Below are 18,022 nucleotides of genomic sequence, written 5' to 3' on the forward strand. Positions count from 1 at the left end.
ACATCTGGGGCAAGCTGCCGGGAGAACGCGGGACCAGTCCGCCGCTGCGTCACGGCCCGGTCCGTTCGGTCCGGACCTGCCCCAGTCCGTGGCCGTGGCGCTCGCCCGCATGCGCCAGAACCCCGCTGATCCGGAGCTCCTCCACGACGTCGCGGCAGCCATCGATGCCGCTGCCGGCAAAGATCCGGATTTCCGTCAGGCCGTGGAGGAATTCGTCAGGGGGAGGCAACGCCCGCCACGAGTACAACTGCGGGTCCTCGGCCCGGACCAGACACCGGAGGCCTCGGGGCTCCAACCGGCGTTCGGGCGGACGCTGAGAATTGCGCTTGCGATGCGCGGAGGGGTCAGCCTCGCAGTCTGGATCGGCGGTTGCGTGGCCGAACTGGACATTCTCCGGCGCCTGCGGATCTGCATTCCGGATCGCGCCGACGCGCGGGACAGGCCGGATCTCACCGCGTTCTACTTCAGTGGCACCGAGGGACTCGCAGAAAATCCCGCAGCCGCCCACATTCTCCGTCGGGCCACGGCCTATTCGACGCTGCTCGCGGAGACCCGCTACGACAGGGTGGAAATCGACATCCTGGCAGGCGCCAGCGCCGGCGGGCTGAACTGCATCCTCTATTCGGTGGCACAGATGGTCGGGGCTGCACCCGACGAAGACATATTGGAGACCTGGCAACGTGACGGCGGACTCCAGGAGCTCATGCGGCCGCCCGGTCTCCGAAAGGTCAACTCCATCCTGCAAGGCGACGAGTACTTTTTCCCGGGAATCCTGCGCGCGCTGGAACGGATCCATGCCACCGACCGCCGTCACCAGGCCCTGATTCCAGAGCACCTCACGATTGACCTGTCGGCCACTATTCTGGACAGCGAGGTCTCACGAAACCCTGACGTGCAGGAGGGGCGGGGAAGCTTCCACTTTGAAGGTCGCCATGCGGCGTCGGCCGCATCCGGCAACGGCCCGGTCCTCGAAAACAGGATCCCGGTACGGAACGACTTCGCCGGTGGCAGCGGACCGGGCGCCGCGGGCACGGGCCGTGCGGCCGCGCTGCCTCCCGAAGTCTCCGCGGACCTGGCGCGGCTCGCCTATGCCGCGCGGTCGACGTCGTCGTTTCCCGGCGCCTTTGAACCGGCAACGATCTTTTCCATGGAAGGCCCTCAAACCCTGCAGCCTTCGCGGGGGAAACCCAACATGCGGCATGCCTTCGGATCACACCGGTCATCGTCCGACCTCCCTGGGGAAGCCGTCTTCCATGTGGTGGACGGCGGCGTGTTTGACAACATTCCCATAGGCAGGGCGCTGACCGCAGCAAGGGGCCGGGTGTCCCAGCGCCCGGCGCACAGGGCGCTTCTGTATCTTGACCCTGACAGCGTCGGAGATTCCTTGCCCACAAGCCGCAGCGAGAACCTGTCACGCTTCCTCAACGCCGTCGGGGCGTCCGCCCTGCGGCTAAAGCGCAGGGAGTCCCTTGACTCCGAGGTCAAGGAATACGTCGACTACGTGAACGCCTTATCTTTGAACCTCGGCCGGTCGGAAGCCCTGGCCGCCGTGCTGTCCGACCGGTGGTCCACGGAGATCGCCGTGGACAGGCGCCGGGCCTACGTCCGCTACCGTGCCTCGGCGGACGTGGATCTGCTCACCCAGGTGCTGACCAGGCCTGACGAGTGGCAGGTTGCCTCCACGGTCACCGACCGGCGCAACTTCCGTGCACTCGGCAGCGACGAGCTCAGCGGGCTGGATTCGAGGATCATCCAAAAGTACCGGGATATTTCCAGGCAGGACGAGGAGGGGACAGCATTCCGACTGCTCACAAGTGACGCCCAGGCGTTGCTCGATGCCGCACAATGCTCCTTCTCGTGGCTCCGGCGCATGGAATCGGAATCATTTCCGAAGGAGTTGACGGACAGCATCGCATCCTTCGATGCACTTCGCACCGGCATATACGGAGTGATCAACAGTGCCGTGATCTTGCGGGACCAAGCCATCTGGGCAGTCCTCGAAAAATCAACGGACTGCGCCGAAAGTGTTCGTCATGAAAACATCATGGCGGCATGGTTGTCTGCGGCGGAAACGAACCAGCCGAGCCGCATGCAATGTTGGGCTGCGTTGCAGTCGCATTTCGAAGTGCTGGTCCGCTACAGCGCAGACCTCACCGACAGGGCCGCGGACGCCGGCAGCCATCCGGAGCTGCGCGAATGGACGGAATCGCCCTGGCCCGACCTGACCCGGATCGCCCTCTTAAGTGCACCCGATTGCGGGTTCACAATCCACGACCTGGCCCCTTGCCTCGCCGCCGCCGGCATCCCGCCGGTGGTTGCGAGGATACGGTACTGGCGGATAGGGAGCGACGAACGGCCCGCCCATGCCTGCGATTACTCGTTGCTGAAAGACGGCGAGCGCCGAGGCGCGGTGGCATTCGCCCTCAAGAACCCAAGCCTGTCACCCTGTGACCTGAAGGACTTGCTAAACCCGGATGCCGCCAGCCTTTCCTCCCGTTTCAAGCTTGCTGGCAACACGATGGCCAATTTCAGCGGGTTCCTGTCCAGGGACTGGCGCGAAAACGACTGGTGGTGGGGACGCTTGGACGCAGCCGCCGGCATTTCGCGTTTTCTGGAAACGGTGGCCGTGGACCAGAACCCACGAATCCCGGAACTGGACGGGGACCAGGAATTATTCGACGAGTCCACGGCAGAAGCGCCCAGAGGTTCCCGGAACCGCGTCACCTGGCTCCAGGACCAGCTCACGGACCAATGGTTTGGCCTGCAGGCCGCAGCTCCCGAAGATCGGCGGAAGGCGCGGCAGTCCATCCGCGCCGGCGCCGATAGCCCGTCAGACCTTGGCGCCGCCTACCGGATGATGCTCATGTCGCGGGGGCTGCGCGTACTCTGGCGGGCGCGCCCGGACGGCAACCTTCCCACCGCCTTGGGCAGCTGGCTGCTCCATGTCCTGCTGGTTCCCTTGTTCGCGGTCCTGCCGGCGATCGTCCACCCGGCCCGGCTGGCGTTCATTCTGGGTTTTGGTGATGCTTCCCTCTGGGTTCTGGCACGTCCGGAGAACGCGGTCTTTGGCGCACAGCCGTTCCTTCTCTATCTGGGGCTGGTCCTGCCTGGCCTGATTTTCCTGGCACTCGCTTTCGTGGCGCTCGCCGATGGGCACCGCCGCTGGCGTCCCGTCCTTGAGGTCCTCTCCGGTGACCGGCTTTTAGCCACGGAGTACCGCAGTCACCAGCGTTCCGCGGCTCGAAAAGCCATGGCGGGTCCGGTGGCCGTCATCCTGCTGCTGGTGCCCCTGGGGCTGGCGGCCAGCCAGGCGAGGCAATTGATGGTGGTTGTCTGCCTGGTCTTCATGGGCATACTCACGGTCGCGACGCGGAAGTGGGCCATGTCGGTGCCGGCACCCGTGCACGGAAAGCATCCCGCACTGGACTGGGGACTGGCGTGCACCGGTCTCCTGCTGGCCGTTGCCGTGCCGCTCGTCACGGAACTGCTGCATTGGTCCGCGGCACGGAACTGGCAGTCCCTGGCGGTCCTGGCTTGCAGCCTGCTGGTTCTGGCCCTGGTGCTCACCTGTGACTGGCTGACTGCAGTGGGCACCCTGCTGACCGGCCTCGCCGCCTCGGCCGGCGGAATTCTTGCCGCTTGGGGCGTCTGGGTTCTGCTCGCTACCCTCCGCCAGTCCGAACGCACCATCCTCTGCCTTTTCGCCGCATTCGTGGCCTGGGGACTGGCGGTCTGGTGGATGCCCGAGATCACGCGGATGCTCAGGCACCGGTCGGATGCCGTGGTTACGGTCCCCCGACGCAAAGGCGCCGAGGTGTCACCACCGGATGTCCCCGGGCCGGTCCAGCGGGTCCCTGGCCTGCAGTGACTCCGGTGCCGTGAATGTGTCGGCGTTGCGCAGGTTTTCCGGGAATACCAACCGCGTACGCTCCTGAATTTCCCTGACAGCGACCTGAAATACCCGGAATTCATCAAGCTCCAGTGCTTCGAGCTGATTGAGGTTCTGGGTCAGCAGGAAGGCGCGTCCCTGCAACTGGCCATCCTCTACGAAGGCGACGATCTTCCAGTACTCCCTCGGCAAGGGGACACCCCGGTATATGCGGTCATTCGCCTGGAACACCGGACCGCCAAAGACGCTGACCCTCAGATCCTGGACGTCGACGTCGGCGAATACGGCGTCTTCAATGCGCCCCCACACCCCTTTTCTGGCGCTCTGGTTGAAGTCCTCCAATTGCGGCGTGATGTTGGTGAAGAAGAACGAGTCCTTGTTGGCCTGTTCTGCCTCCGTGAGATCGCCCCACAGCAGGTCTGCACGGCGCGCCAGGTGGCCCCGGTCCAGGCGGTTGTCGCTGTAAAGTTCATCCCCGCACTGGAACCTGCCCGGGATCCTCGGGTCCTTCGTGAAACTAAGCGACTTTCGTGGGATCCTCTTCAATGCCCCGCCGTCTATGTTCCAGCCGACCCACCGGGCGAACCGGCGGCCCGCACTCATGACAAGCGAGAAGTGGGTGTAGGGAATTATGTCCGAGCCGTCCAGCGGCACCGCGTCCCCCTGAAGCGAGGCATCGAGGGTTGGCGGGTCGAGCCGGACGCCCAGGAAGGAGGGGTCATAACCCACGGCCACCGCGTCGGCGATTGCCCCGGAATCCGGCCGCACCAGCGTAATTCCGAGTTTCTCGAAGACGGATTGCGGCAGGCAGGCAAGGGCGTGCTCGTCCACGCTGGTCCCGGTTTCTCCCGCGAAGTGCAGCCCCGCAAGGACATTTCCGGGGGTTCCGTCGGCGTTCTTGAAGAGCCAGGCCGCACCGGAGTCACCGCCCCGGCTGATCTCCCCGTCCTCCGGCAGGTTCTGCTCATCCAGGCCAATCTCAAAGCCGCCTATCGCCTGCTCACCCGCGGCCCCATAGTGCAGTTTCGCGATCACGTCGACACGGCGGACCACGCCATGCGTCAGGCCGGTGGTGCGGCCGCTCTTCAAGACCTTGTCGCCGATTTCCGGTTCTCCCAGTTCCCGCGGTGTGGCGCCGACACCGAGGATTTCCGGATTGACGGTACGGCCCTCGATCGTGGCTACCGCGCAATCCCCCGCCACACCGAGGTGCGAGCGCTTGAGAACCCCGAGCCGGTTCCGGTCGACTCTGTTGTCATCGTATGGTCCGGGCTGCACCACCACGTCCCCCAATGCCCCACAGGTCCCGTGCAGCACATGCCAGTTGCTCAGCACGAGCGGTTCACCGTCAGTCTTGTCGTAGACAATGCAACCGATCGTTCCTGCTGTGCCCTGATAATGGGCGACGCTGACCCCGGGCAGCACGGGGTCAACCCGCACCTTCGCGGCAGGCGGCTCGGCTTCGGCCACAATGCGGAAACCCGGCCGGTAGCTGCGCTCGATCACATCGGTGGGAACGGCTACCCCGTCGATGATGATCTCACCGGGAATCGGCACCGTACCGAGTGCCTCAAGCTCATCAGGTGCCGCTTTCCGGTCGACAGTGAACTGCAAGGCGAGCTCACCGGTTGGACTGCCCTCACTCATCTTGTACCCGACCCCGATGGAAGAGATATTGGGGTCTTTGAGATACTCCGCTCCCCGGGTCCTGATGAACTGCCGCAGCGACTTCCTGGTCTCTTCCTCCGCCCCGCTTTTCCTGCTGGCAGACTCCTGGCCGGTCATCGCCCCACTCCCTCACCTTTTCCCGAAAGGGCGTGCAGCAGTTCCAGCGCGCGGTCCCGGTACTCCCCGCCGGCCGCTTCTACTGTCTCCGGAGAACTTCCTGTACCATCCATGGCCGCCAGGGCTGCTTCGGCACGCTCCTGAAGGTCTCCCAGCCGTTCGGCAGCGTGCGGGTACAGCAGCGCCAGGCCCCGGCGGTCCCCGGCCGAGAGATCCTTGCCGTTCCCGGTGGGCGCGCAACTGCTCGGACTGGACTTGTAGAAAAAGTCAGGAAAGCTGTACAGCATCACCGAATCGGAGTCGAACGGCCCTGCAACCACAGCGGGATCCTCCACGGTTCGCAGATTGTGGTCCACCTTCGCCCGGGGCCAGTTGTTTGGCGGGCCTGCAAGGTAGGTGTAAATGCCGGGGCGGCGTCCGGCCGCGTCCGGAATGAAAACCCCTTTGGCGTTCGTGGTGGGCGCGTAGTCCTGATCGTCATCCCACCTGAACTCCGCCTCGCAGGAGCCCCGCATGTTCTGGTGGGAGTGGTGGAACGCCAGCGCATGCAGGAATTCGTGCCTGACGGTGCCTTCCCACCTTTCGGGCCGCTCCGTCGTGAATCCGCCAAGATTCAGGCTGCGCTGGTTCGGCCGTCCGCCCACCGGCCCTGCCGGAGGGCCGATGGTGCTGTCGGTGCTGTCGGTGCCGACCAGGGAAAAGTAGCCGCCCATGTTGAACCCGACCCGGATCTCCGCCGCATGGAAAGTGTCGTTCTCGTGCCAGCGCCGGTAGTTTCCGGCGGCGTCCACGCCGAAGTCCAGTTCCAGGTTGCAGGCGTCACTAATCTGCCTGGTGGCCCCTGCCACATCTGCATGGAGTGCGGTGTCTCCGTCAAGGAAAGCTACCCGCACGGCGGAGCCTGGTTGCCAGCGGGCCAGGTCGGAGACGAGAAATTCCAGGGCAGTGTCGCTGCCCGCCATCTGGCTCCGCCATGCGTTCCGGTCCGCGATGGAGGCAAGTACCTCGTCGGGAAGTGATTCAAGTTCCATGGCCAACCTTCCACTGCACTGCTTCCAGCCGCTCCCGGGGACGTGACGGGTGGGCACGCACAGGAGCAGGACAATAACTTAGGCCCGCAACCATTACTGCAGCGTTACAGTCCTGCCGGCGGCAGCCGCAGACACCCCGGACCGGCGAGCGTCGTTGATCTGGCGCGGGTGGCTTTTTGGCTGGAGTATTGGGATTAATCACCTTCGTGCCTGGTGCTGGATTCGAGGGGAGACCGACATGAGCGAGGAAAAACCCAACAGCTGGTGGGGCACGCTGCCGGGGCTGATGACTGCCGCCGCTGCTGTGATCACCGCGCTGACCGGACTTCTTATCGGGCTGGGCCAGCTAGGCGTGTTCGACGCCGGGAGGTCTGGCAGCGTGTCGGGTCCGCCGACCGCCGTCGGGCCTTCACAGCCAGGGGCTGCAACCCAAACCGGCAATTCGCCCCGGAACGGCAATTCACAACAGAGCGGCAGCCCGGCTGCAGACCCCGGCATTTCACCCGACGGAAGCCCCGGATGGACAGTTACCCTGCCGGACCAGCGCAAATACCGCTCTGGCGACGTAGAGTATGAGCTGCTTCGGGCGCAGGCCCGGCCTGATGCCGACGGGAAGATCACCCTGACGTTCTCCGTGCGGTGCACCAATTACGGCCGGTATGACCTCAACTTCTGGGATTCCACGTTCCGCCTCAACGTGGCAGGGATCAGCACCGCCCCCGACTCCGGACTGAACGAACTGGTCGCGGGCGACGCAAGCAAGGCGGGTGATGTCACCTTCACGGTTCCGGCCTCCACGCGTGAAGCGGCACTGCGCATCAAGTTCCTGGGGGGCGAGAGCACAGTCAAGGTGCTTGTGGCCTCGCCCTGACAGGAACGGCCTTACCTTGAGGGTGTCACCACCATGGCGGAGCCTCCGCCGCGCCTGACCGGCTCGGCTGCGGCGACCATGCGTCCGTCGGACTTGAACTCGATGGCCGTGGCTGCGCCGATCTCGGCTGCCGAGGTGAACGCATCTCCGGACGGTGTGAACACGTGGCCGAACGGCATCAGCCGCTTCTCGTACTTCGCGATGAAGCCAGGCTCCGCGGTGACCTTGGCCGAGTTCCGCTGCGCCGCCCGCGGAGCCGCAATGGCATCGGGGATGCTCATGCCCAGGTCCACCCTGTTCAGGATCGTCTGGAGAACGGTGGTGATAATCGTCGAACCGCCGGGGGAACCGAGTGCCAGGAACGGCTCGCCGTCTTCGAGGACAATCGTCGGCGACATCGAGGACCGCGGGCGCTTGTTGGGCTCAATCCGGTTCGGGTCCTTGGGGTCGTACACCGTGGAGAAGTCCGTCAGCTCGTTGTTGAGCAGGAACCCGCGGTCGGGGACTACAATGCCTGAGCCGCCGGTCTGCTCGATCGTGAGGGTGTACTCGACGACGTTGCCCCACTTGTCCGCGACCGTCAGGTTGGTAGTGGAGATGTTCTCGGTGTCCTTCTCACTGGCGGGGGCCGCCGCAATGGCCGGGCACGCGCCGTCGTAATTGGCCACGTCGCCGGGAGCCACCGGCTTCACGGCTGCAACCTTCGGGTTGATCTCGCACGAGCGTTCCTTGCCGAACAGCGGGTCGGTCAGGGCATCGGTGGGAACATCGACGAACGCCGGATCGCCGACGTACTTGCCGCGGTCCGCAAAGGCGAGCGCGCTCGCCTCAAGGTAATGGTGCAGCGCGCTCGGCGTGGACATCCCGGAAAGGTCGAACGGCTCAAGAATGTTCAGCGCCTCGCCCACCGTGGTGCCGCCGCTGCTCGACGGCGCCATGCCGTAGACGTCCAGGCCGCGGTATTCCACATGGGTGGGCGCCTGGTCCAGGGCGACGTATTTGGCGAGGTCAGCCGTGGTCAGGTGCCCCGCCGGGACGGGCAGCTTGGTGGTTGCGGTCTTCGGCGGAGCCTGGACAGTATCTGCCATCTCCTTCGCGAGGTCCCCGTGATAGAAGGCGCGGGTTCCCTTCTCAGCGAGCAGCCGGTAGGTGGCCGCAAGGTCCGGGTTCCGGAAGATGCTGTCGACGGCGGGTGCGTCACCACCGGGGAGGAATAGCTCGCTGGTGGAGGTGAACGCCTCGAAGCGGAGCTTGTTGTCGAGGGTCTGCTGGCGGAACGTCTCGTCCACTACAAAACCGCGGTCCGCCACTTCGATGGCAGGCTCGAGGACGTCATCGAGGTCCTTGGTTCCCCAGCGGTCCAGCGCGCGCTCCCAGGTGGCCGGTGTGCCGGGCACGCCCACGGAGACGCCGCTGGTGACGAGCTCCGGGGTGAAGTTGTAGGGCTTGCCGGTCTTCGGATCGATGAAGGCGTCGCGCGGCATGGCGGCGGGCGCTGTCTCGCGGCCGTCGATGGTGCTCACGTGGCCGGTGTGTGCGCTGTAGAACAGGAAGTAGCCTCCGCCGCCGATGCCGGCGCTGTACGGCTCGGTCACGCCGAGGGTGGCTGCAGCGGCCACGGCTGCGTCTGCAGCGTTGCCTCCGCTGCGGAGGATGTCGATGGCCGCGGCGGATGCCTCCGGGTCAACGGTGCTCACTGCCCCGCCGTACCCGGTGGCGGTCGCGGTCTTTTCTGTGACCCGCTCATCAGCGAACGCGGGAGTGGCGGCGGCCCCCGCCGTCACACTCAACGCCAGTGCAGTGGTGACGGCAGCTGTTCGGCTTCTCAGGTATGACATGGTCGCTCCCGGGTTCGTGTAATGCGGGTGGACGGTAATGTCACGCTACTCCGCCGCGGAAGGACACTCAACGGCGAAAACATTCGCCGGAAGCGGACTCAGCGGGCGTGCGATTCATCCGCGGCGGCACCCTGCCGGCGGCTGGCATACAGGAACGGCACGGCGAGTATCTGGAGCACGCCGCTGACCGCCAGCGACGCCGGGTAGCCGGACACGTCGGCGGTCCGCCCCAGCAGCGGCTGCACCACCACGCCGCCGCTCGACCCCATGAGGGACGCGAAACTGAGCACCGTCGCCCGCTGCCTGGACTCGATCATGTCATTGAGGTAAGCCTGCCCCACGGGAGTCCCCACCTCGGCCACGAGGGCCCACAGAGCCAGCAGCACCAGGGCCACCCAGAACTCCCGGGTGAAGCCGAGCGCCACCAGGATCACCGCGCTCCCCGCTCCGCTGAGGATCAGTACCGTGGTGCGCTTGCGGACCAGGCGCCGGACGCGCGGTGCCAGCCAGCCGCCAAGAATCTCCGCCCCGGCAACGATGGCCGCCGCAAGGCCCGCGATGGCGTACGCGCCGCGGTCGCCGAACAGCTCAAGCAGGAACGGCTGCAGGGCATAGAAAACATAAATCCCGACTCCGGCCGTAAACGGCGCGGACAGCATCACGTAGCGCACGGGCGGATTTTTCAGGCCCTTCTCAATGGAGGCCGCCAGCACGGCCCGCGTCGCCCGAAGGGGATGTGCTGAGCGTTCGGGGGTGAAGCCGACGTCGTGCATCAGCCACAGGGCCACCGTGAACATCGCCATCAGCACGCCTACCCGCAGCAGGAAAGGCACACCCAGGTCCGTGGCCTGGGCGATCACGCCGCCGGCGACAGACCCGATGAGCATGGCGGTGCCGGACACCATCTGGCCGCGCCCGAGCACCGTCTCCAGCGCGCCGTCGTACCCGGAGAAGTGCAGCGCATCCACCAGCCAGGCCTCCACCGCGCCGGAGAAGAAAGTGAAGCCCAGGCCCAGCAGCACGGACACCACCGCCCACGACCAGAACGGCGCGGAGAGTTGCCACAGAAAATAGTAGAGGAGCGTCGAGACGGACAGCGTGGCGGTGCCGAGCAGGAAGGAAACCCGGCGGCCCCAGCCGTCGGCCACCACTCCGGTGGGCACCTCGAAAATGACCATCCCGGCGGTGAAGAACGCGTTCGCGGCAAAGGCTTCGAGGTTGGAGAGCCCGGCATCGAGCAGGAAGAGCGTGTTGATGCCCCAGATGAAGGAGGCCGCAAGGGTATTTCCCAGCGTCAACGTCAGGTAGATGCGCTGCACCTTGCGGGCTGCCGGGTTCATCGCCCCGCTGTCCGTCCCGGCGCGAAGTTGGGGCACGCACCCATTCTCTCCGTGTTTACGGAGGGCCGCCAGAGACCCTTTTATCGCCGCCCGTTCGGGCGTAGCGTCGTGCCCAAGGGAGTTGGCGGCAGCCTGGTAGTGCGGCTCCGGTCCGCACGGCGCCGCTTTCTTCTTGAGCCGTCGAAGGAGGCGGGAATGGCTGCTGGCTGGAATGCTGATACGGCTGCCGGCCCTGTAGGAACGGGCACGGTCACCCTGGTGGAAGGCTCGTCCTTCTGCATTTCCTTGGCGAACGGGGATATCCATCCGGAGCATCCGCACGGGGTCTTTCATGAGGACACCCGGATCCTGTCCCGCTGGAACCTGTCCGTGAACGGCCAGCCCCTGGAGCCGCTGACGGCGGAGACCAAGGAGCCTTACCGGGCACTGTTCATCGGCCGTGTCCCCCGCTCCGATGGGTACGCGGACAGCCCCCTGATCGTCGAACGGCTGCGGGAGGTGGGCGCCGGCATCCTCGAGGAGATCACCATCCGGAACTACTCCGCGGAGGCCACCGAATGCGTCGTTTCCCTCACCGTTGAATCTGATTTCGCGGACCTTTTCGAGGTGAAGGAAGCACGTGTCCAGCGGCGCTGGGAGGAGTCCCGCCAGCCCGAGGGCGACTCCCTGGTGATCAGGGCCAGTTGGCAGAATCTGGTGAAGGGCGTCGTCGTTGATGCCCGCGGCGCCGAGGTCACCTCAGATTCCGTCACTTACCGGACAGTGGTCCCTGCCCGCGGCGAATGGAGCTCGCGGGTAAGCGTGGCGCCTGCCGCCGACGGCGGCGGGGTCCCGCCGTCGTCCTTGGTCCGCCCGGTCGGCGAGGTGTCATCGAGCGACCGCCGCCGGCAGGAATGGGTGGCCAAAATTCCCAAGCTGCACATGGGCAACCGCTCCATAGAAAGGACCTTGCGCCGCAGCTATGATGACCTGGGCGCGCTCCGGATCGAGGACCCGGCGCATCCCGAGCGGATTGTCGTGGCTGCGGGGGCGCCCTGGTTCATGACGCTGTTTGGCCGGGACTCGTTGTGGGCGTCGGAAATGGCGCTGCCGGTGGATCCCTCCCTGGCGCTGGGCACCCTGCAGACGCTGGCCGACCGGCAGGGCAAAGTGGTGGACCCCATGAGCGAGGAGGAGCCCGGGAAGATCCTGCACGAGGTCAGGCTGGGTGTCTCCAGCGGGCTGGCGCTGGGCGGCAAGTCCGCGTACTACGGGAGCGTCGACGCCACCCCGCAGTTCGTCATGGCGCTCGGTTCGGTCAGCCGCTGGGGATTCGGCCGGGACACCATCGCCGCGCTGCTGCCCCACGCAGACCGGGCGCTGGACTGGGTGCGGAACTACGGCGACAAGGACGGCGACGGATTCGTCGAGTATGAGCGACTCAACGACCAGGGCCTGATCAACCAGGGCTGGAAGGACTCGTGGGACGGCATCAACTTTGCCGACGGGACGCTGGCGAAGCCGCCGATCGCGCTCTGCGAAGTCCAGGCCCTGGTGTACTCGGCGTTTATGTCCCGGGCGTGGATGGCGTACGACGCCGGCGACGCAGCTTTGGCGGCAAAGCTTACGGAGGAAGCGGCGCAGCTGAAGAAGAAATTCAACGAACAGTTCTGGCTGCCCGACCGCGGCTACTACGCTGTGGCGCTCGACCGGGACAAGCGGCCCGTTGACGCGTGCACGTCCAACATGGGGCAGTGCCTGTGGCACGGCATTGTGGATGACGACAAGCTGCCGCTGGTGGCCGAGCGCCTGATGTCGCCGGAGATGTTCAGCGGCTGGGGCGTCCGGACGCTGGGCACCGACATGGGCGCCTATAATCCCGCCAGCTACCACAACGGCTCGGTCTGGCCGCACGACAATGCCATCATCGCCGTTGGCCTGCTGCGCTACGGCTTCGTGGAGGAGGCGCAGCGGATCTCCACCGCCCTGCTGGAGGCAGCCGATTACACGGACGGCCGGCTCCCGGAACTGTTCTGCGGCTTCAGCCGGGACCAGGTCACGGAGCCGGTGCCGTATCCGACGGCGTGCTCCCCGCAGGCGTGGGCGGCCACCACACCGATCATGCTGGTGACCAGCCTCATGCGGTACGACGCGCACGTGTCCCGAGGCGGCGTGTGGATGGACCCGGTCCTGCCGGAATCCTACGGAGACCTGCATATTACGAACGCCCCCATGGGCGGCGGCCGGATCACCATCAAGGTCACGGATTCCGAACCCTCCGTGCTGGGACTCCCGGAAGGACTGACCTTCCACCGCGAGCACCGGCCCTGGCTGACGGAGCTGATGGCGGAGGCCGGGCTGGGAAAGTAGGGGCCGCCGTCGTTCCTTGGGAGCCGTTCTTCGGGAGCTGTTCTTCGGGTGCGGCGGGCTAGGGGCGGCGGTCCAGCGCCTCCAGGAGCCGCCGGACCGAACCGCCAAGGTTCCAATCAGCGGTGAGCTGCTCGAGTTCCGCACGTGCCTCGCCGGCTACCGGCTGCAGTTCGGCGCCCGCCTCCTCAAGGGAGGGCAGTTCCAGGTTGCGCACAACATTGACGACGTCGGGAGCCACCTTGAGGTAGCCGGCGGCGGCCGCAAGCTTGGACCGCACCGAGGCAGACACGCCGCCTGCCGGATCCGCCGCCGCCGCGAGCAGCCCCTCGAGGGTGCCGTGTTCCAGGAGCAGGGCGGCGGCGGTCTTCTCGCCGATGCCGGCGACGCCCGGCAGCCCGTCCGAGGCGTCACCGCGGAGGGTTGCGTAGTCGGCATACTGCTGGGGCAGCACCCGGTACTTCCCGACGACCGCGGCGTCAGTCATGATCTCAAGGTTCTTCATGCCGCGGGCGGTGTAGATCACGCGGACCTGCCGGGCGTCGTCGACCAGCTGGAAGAGGTCCCGATCCCCCGTCACCACGTCCACGGGAAGGTCCGCGTGGCTGGCGTAGGTGCCCACGACGTCGTCGGCCTCATGTTCGGGTGCGCCCACAACGGCAATGCCGGCGAGATCCAGGACGTGGCGGATCAGCGGGAGCTGCGCCTCCAGCCCGTCCGGCACCACCTCCACATCAGCCGCGCCGGCCACTGCTTCCGCCACCCGGTGCGACTTGTAGGTCGGAATGAGGTCCACCCGCCACTGCGGACGCCAGTCGTCGTCCCAGCACGCCACCAGATGCGTGGCGCCGTAGTCGGTGGTGAGCCGCGCGATCATGTCGAGCAGGCCGCGCACGGCATTGACCGGGGTGCCGTCAGCGCGGCGGATGGTGTCCGGCAGCCCGTAGAAGGCACGGAAGTACAGGGAGGCGGTGTCGAGCAGCATCAGGCGGTTGACCATGACTGATCCTGACACGGATTCACCGCACCGTGCCCGTAACACGGGGCGAAAGTGGGAGGATGGGCCCATGGAATTGCACATCACCGGCGACGACGCCGCCGACAAACTGCTCAGCGATGACGCCTTCGCCCTGCTCACCGGCATGCTGCTGGACCAGCAGGTGACCATGGAGTCCGCGTTTGCCGGCCCCGAGAAAATCCGTACGCGCATCGGCTCCATCAGTCCGGCCGCCGTCGCCGAATATGACCCGGCAGGCTTCGTTGAAGTCTTCAAGGAACGCCCGGCAGTGCACCGCTTCCCCGGCTCCATGGCCGCCCGCGTCCAGGCGCTCGCCGAGGCTGTGCAGAGCGACTGGGATGGCGAAACGACCGCCATCTGGACCCGGGATGAGCCGGATGGCAAGGAAGTGCTCCGCCGGCTGAAGGCCCTGCCGGGGTTCGGTGATCAGAAGGCCAGGATTTTCCTGGCGCTGCTCGGCAAGCAGTGCGGGCTCCAGGCGCCGGGCTGGCGCGAGGCCGCCGGCCATTACGGCGAGGAGGGTTCGTACCTCTCTGTTGCGGACATCGTGGACCCCGAGTCGCTGACCAAGGTGCGCGCCAGCAAGCAGGCTGCCAAGGCCGCCGCTAAGGCCGCCAAGGCGCCCGCCGCGGGTTAGTGATTCGAAGTACGACGGCGGGCGGTTGCCTTGGACTGCCGGGTGCTTGGCTGCCTGACACTCGCCTATTAAGTACTCGCCACCTCAGTACTCGCCCTTGATCACGAAGTAGGAGCCGCGGATCACCCCGGCCAGCTTCGACTTCTGGCGCGCGAACTTGAAGTTTGATGCCAGTTCCTCGGGGACTTCCATGCCCTCTGAGAGCTTGAATCCCACTGCCCGCTTGCTTCCCTCCTCAAGGCCGTACATCACGTTGATGGAAAGCCCGGATTCGTAGAACACGTAGGCCATCCGGAACCCGTCCACCTCGAAGGACGTCACCTCCAGCGGACGGGATGAGATGACGATGTTGCGCTCCTCGGCGAGGATGCGGTTCACCCACTCAAGGGTGTCCGGTGCGTCGCCTGCCGGCTGGACGGTGAAGACGTGGCCGTACTTGTTCATGTAGTAGCGCGCCTCGTTGGCGCGCAGTCCGGCCAGGGTTTCCGCCACCGGGGACGGCTCCAGACCCACGGTGGATACGTTCTGGAAGTCTACGGTGTATGGCATGCGCCCTCCTGGTGCCTGGTTCTTCACATGATGACTGATCGCACTCCAAACCCTACGTGCAGGGTGGCGGACGGGCTTCTCGATTCCTGATTGATCACCACAAATACAACCAGCGCTAATACCGCCAGCGCAGCGCGTCGATCACGGCGTCACGGTCAAGCTTGGCGAACCTCTCGGCTTCGCCGCGCCGCACTGCCACATAAGCCTCCAGAAGTTCATGCCCCAATGCTGTGCGGAGGAGACTGCTGCCCTCCAGATCATCCAAGGCCGTGAACATGTCCGGAGCAAACGCCCGGATGTCCAGGCGCTCCCGCTCGGCCTCGTTCAAGGTTCCGGGGTCCACGGTGACCTCGGCCGGCAGTTTGAGCTGTCGTTTGAACCCGTCCAATGCCGCCGCCAGAATCGCTGCCACTGCAAGGTACTGGTTGGCGGAACCGTCACAGCATTTCACTTCAACGTTCGATTGCTGGTCCTCGTAGCCCTTCAGTCCCGGCACGAAACGGATGGCAGCCTCCCGGTTGCCCGTACCCCAGCAGATGAAACTGCCCGCCCATTGTTGCGGCCGAAGCCGGGCCAAGCTCAGCGCGCTTCCGCCCAGCAATGCCACGCTTTCGGCCAGCTTCCCGAGGACGCCCGCGATCATGCTCCCGCCTGCAGGGCCCATCCGCGTGGCGGCCGCAGCATCGCTGAAGAGGTTGCCGTCCGTGTTCCGGGCGGAGAAATGTATGTGGCATCCGTTGGTGGCCGTTCGGGAATCCGCAATGGGCGAGTAGGAAACCTGCAGTCCGTGCCGGCGGGAAACCCGGGAGACGATGAATCGGGCCAGAAGGTAGTCATCCACGGCCTGGACCGGGTTTCGCGCGGCCAGGGCGATTTCGATCTGGCCCTGGCCATACTCGGGGTGAATCTGTTCAACCGGAACGCCGGCGTCCACCAGCGCCGTGAGCACCTCCAGGTTCCATGCTTCCAGCTGAAGGAATGCGGCCGCTCCATAGCCGGGGCCGCCGTGCGCCAGAACCGGTGCTTCCGGGCTGCCGCTGAATACCGTGAATTCCAGCTCGAAGCCGACCGAAGCCTCCAGTCCGGCTGCTGCCCATTCTGCAGCAACACGCTTGAGTGCTGTGCGCGGGCAGGTCGGATAAGGGACACCGTGCAGGTCCACCAGGTCGGCGGGCGCCCAGGCAAGGCCGCTTGCCTTGTCGACGACGGCAACGGCTGAGCGGTCCGGCATGCCGCGCAGGTCGCCGACGATCGGATCGATCTGCGATGACCGGGTGACGTGGTCGTCAGCAGCCAGCAGGACTCCGACACTGACCGAGACGCCGCAGCCATTGGTGAAGGCGCCCTCTACTTTGGGGCCCGGGAGAACTTTGACCCGTGAAACGCCCGCATTGTCCAGACAGGAAATGACAAGTGCTCTTACATGCTGCAGATCCATGTCCGCCTTTGGATTCGAAGTCACAGCATTTCCTTTCGTTTGTTCACGCCCGGCATTGGTCACGCACTCGGCACTGTTTATGCGATCGGCATTGGGCCTTCGGGGTTCAGCTTGTAGACACGCCTGGCATTTTCCGAGGCAAGCATGCTGGCGATGTTGTCGGCGTCGTTCGCTGTTGCCCACCCGGATGCAACCCATTCGTCCATCACGGACGCCACGGCGGTTCGCCAGTTGGCGGCACTCACGGCGTAGTGCTCGCCAAGGCCGTACGCATCTGATGAGTAAAGGATCTTGCTGAAGGGTGCGATTTCCATCGCCTGGCGGATGGCCCTGCCGGCACTGGGACCGAGGTAATGCGAGACCAGGCCCACATCGAGGTAGACGTGCGGGAAGACCTGGGCCAAGATCCCGGCTTCCCTGATGAAGGGATAGCAGTGCAGGAGCATGAAGTCGATGCCCAACGTCCTGGTGGCGCGGAAGAGCGGAGTGAGCCGGGACGGATCAGCCCGGAAGAGCTCAACATCCCCGTCGCCGTAGCCCGTGTGGAGCTGGATGGGAAGGCCCGTCCCGATCCCGGCCCAGAGCCCGAACCGCAGCAGGACGGGGTCAGTGACCCTGAAGGTTCCGGTCTTCTCCGCGTTGAAGAACCACGTATCAGCGGCTTGAAGCACCTCACGGCCGGAGGGCGGTTCCGCGGGGATGTCGAAGCCATGACGGTAGGCAAGAATGGATTTCAGCCCCGCTGCCTCCCTGGCTCGGGCAGCCAGCGCCTCCGGGAACTTCGCAACGAAGCCCGCTGCCGTGGATTCGGCCGCCAGGAGTTCGGCTACGCGCTCGATCCGGACGATCTCGTGAACCCCGGCACCGGCACAGGCAGCCATGGCGGCGGGGTCCAGCAGCCGGGCATCCGGTATGCCTGTCTCGAGGAGATAGTCCGATGTCCCCGTACTGCCGAGCAGCAGCCGGTTTGCTTCCGCGGCCCCGATGTTCCTGCGTTGGGCGAGATATTCGTCCATCGGTGCCAGCGGCTCGAGCCCGAGGACCGGTGCGCAGCAACGGCGCACCGCCAGCCCGAAGGGTGATTCGAGGCTGTCCGTGCCCTCCGGCGCCGGCCAGTCGGATTCTGTGGCCAGGCTCCTGAACTCGTCGTCGTTCAGTTCGGCGTCAACCACACCGTGGCTGTGGTGATCGATCAGGGGCAGGTCAACCCTGCGGCTGCTCGTGTCGGTCATGATCCTGCCAGCTGTTCGTGTCGGGCCACCCTTAGATCGAGTATGGGA

At 65.7% G+C, this 18,022-nt stretch carries 12 protein-coding genes; 4 read left to right on the top strand and 8 right to left on the bottom strand.

All coding sequences use genetic code 11. From position 1 onward, the window contains the following. Nucleotides 1-94: 94 nt before the first annotated feature. Nucleotides 95-3,868: a DUF3376 domain-containing protein gene (locus tag BWQ92_RS22255; RefSeq protein WP_157365242.1), complete on the top strand. Its 3,774-nt coding sequence runs from the start codon at nt 95-97 to the stop codon at nt 3,866-3,868. Here BWQ92_RS22255 and BWQ92_RS22260 read toward each other — a convergent pair. After that, nucleotides 3,818-5,674 carry a DNA/RNA non-specific endonuclease gene (locus BWQ92_RS22260; protein ID WP_076803294.1) on the bottom strand — a complete coding sequence of 619 codons (1,857 nt, stop codon included), beginning with the start codon at nt 5,672-5,674 and terminating at the stop codon, nt 3,818-3,820. The genes BWQ92_RS22255 and BWQ92_RS22260 overlap by 51 nt on opposite strands. Continuing rightward, entirely contained in the window at nt 5,671-6,705 is a 1,035-nt protein-coding gene (locus BWQ92_RS22265; protein WP_076803295.1) for a hypothetical protein, read from the bottom strand. The genes BWQ92_RS22260 and BWQ92_RS22265 overlap by 4 nt, the downstream gene beginning before the upstream one ends. A 238-nt stretch (nt 6,706-6,943) precedes the next feature. On the opposite strand from BWQ92_RS22265, the gene BWQ92_RS22270 reads away from it, so the two are divergent. Next, nucleotides 6,944-7,576 (top strand): hypothetical protein, encoded by a 633-nt coding sequence (locus BWQ92_RS22270; protein ID WP_076803296.1) that lies wholly within the window; start codon nt 6,944-6,946, stop codon nt 7,574-7,576. Nucleotides 7,577-7,587: 11 nt separating this feature from the next. Here BWQ92_RS22270 and ggt read toward each other — a convergent pair whose 3' ends face one another. Both ggt and BWQ92_RS22280 read right to left on the bottom strand, forming a co-directional pair. After that, on the bottom strand, nt 7,588-9,414 hold the full coding sequence (ggt, locus tag BWQ92_RS22275) for a gamma-glutamyltransferase (protein ID WP_076803297.1): 1,827 nt from the start codon (nt 9,412-9,414) through the stop codon (nt 7,588-7,590). Nucleotides 9,415-9,512: 98 nt separating this feature from the next. Then, nucleotides 9,513-10,754, bottom strand: coding sequence for an MFS transporter (locus BWQ92_RS22280; protein WP_076803298.1), 1,242 nt, complete (start codon nt 10,752-10,754; stop codon nt 9,513-9,515). Nucleotides 10,755-10,949: 195 nt separating this feature from the next. Here BWQ92_RS22280 and BWQ92_RS22285 point away from each other — a divergent pair, with 195 nt between their 5' ends. Beyond that, entirely contained in the window at nt 10,950-13,103 is a 2,154-nt protein-coding gene (locus BWQ92_RS22285; RefSeq protein WP_076803299.1) for an amylo-alpha-1,6-glucosidase, read from the top strand. A 58-nt stretch (nt 13,104-13,161) separates the two neighbouring features. Here BWQ92_RS22285 and BWQ92_RS22290 read toward each other — a convergent pair whose 3' ends face one another. After that, nucleotides 13,162-14,100 carry a 5'-3' exonuclease gene (locus tag BWQ92_RS22290; RefSeq protein ID WP_172804328.1) on the bottom strand — a complete coding sequence of 313 codons (939 nt, stop codon included), beginning with the start codon at nt 14,098-14,100 and terminating at the stop codon, nt 13,162-13,164. Between the two features lie 67 nt (nt 14,101-14,167). Here BWQ92_RS22290 and BWQ92_RS22295 point away from each other — a divergent pair, with 67 nt between their 5' ends. Further along, entirely contained in the window at nt 14,168-14,755 is a 588-nt protein-coding gene (locus tag BWQ92_RS22295) for an HhH-GPD-type base excision DNA repair protein (protein ID WP_076803301.1), read from the top strand. Between the two features lie 84 nt (nt 14,756-14,839). Here BWQ92_RS22295 and BWQ92_RS22300 read toward each other — a convergent pair whose 3' ends face one another. The 3 genes from BWQ92_RS22300 to BWQ92_RS22310 all read right to left on the bottom strand — a co-directional run bounded on the left by BWQ92_RS22300 (nt 14,840) and on the right by BWQ92_RS22310 (nt 17,974). Beyond that, on the bottom strand, nt 14,840-15,304 hold the full coding sequence (locus BWQ92_RS22300) for a phage tail protein (RefSeq protein ID WP_076803302.1): 465 nt from the start codon (nt 15,302-15,304) through the stop codon (nt 14,840-14,842). Between the two features lie 115 nt (nt 15,305-15,419). Beyond that, the gene (locus BWQ92_RS22305) at nt 15,420-16,766 is read right to left on the bottom strand and encodes a glutamine synthetase (protein ID WP_172804329.1); all 1,347 of its coding nucleotides are present in this window, start codon (nt 16,764-16,766) and stop codon (nt 15,420-15,422) included. Nucleotides 16,767-16,819: 53 nt separating this feature from the next. Beyond that, nucleotides 16,820-17,974, bottom strand: coding sequence for an amidohydrolase family protein (locus tag BWQ92_RS22310; RefSeq protein WP_076803304.1), 1,155 nt, complete (start codon nt 17,972-17,974; stop codon nt 16,820-16,822). Between the last annotated feature and the right edge of the window lie 48 nt (nt 17,975-18,022).

This window comes from Arthrobacter sp. QXT-31 (genome assembly GCF_001969265.1).
Classification (GTDB): domain Bacteria; phylum Actinomycetota; class Actinomycetes; order Actinomycetales; family Micrococcaceae; genus Arthrobacter.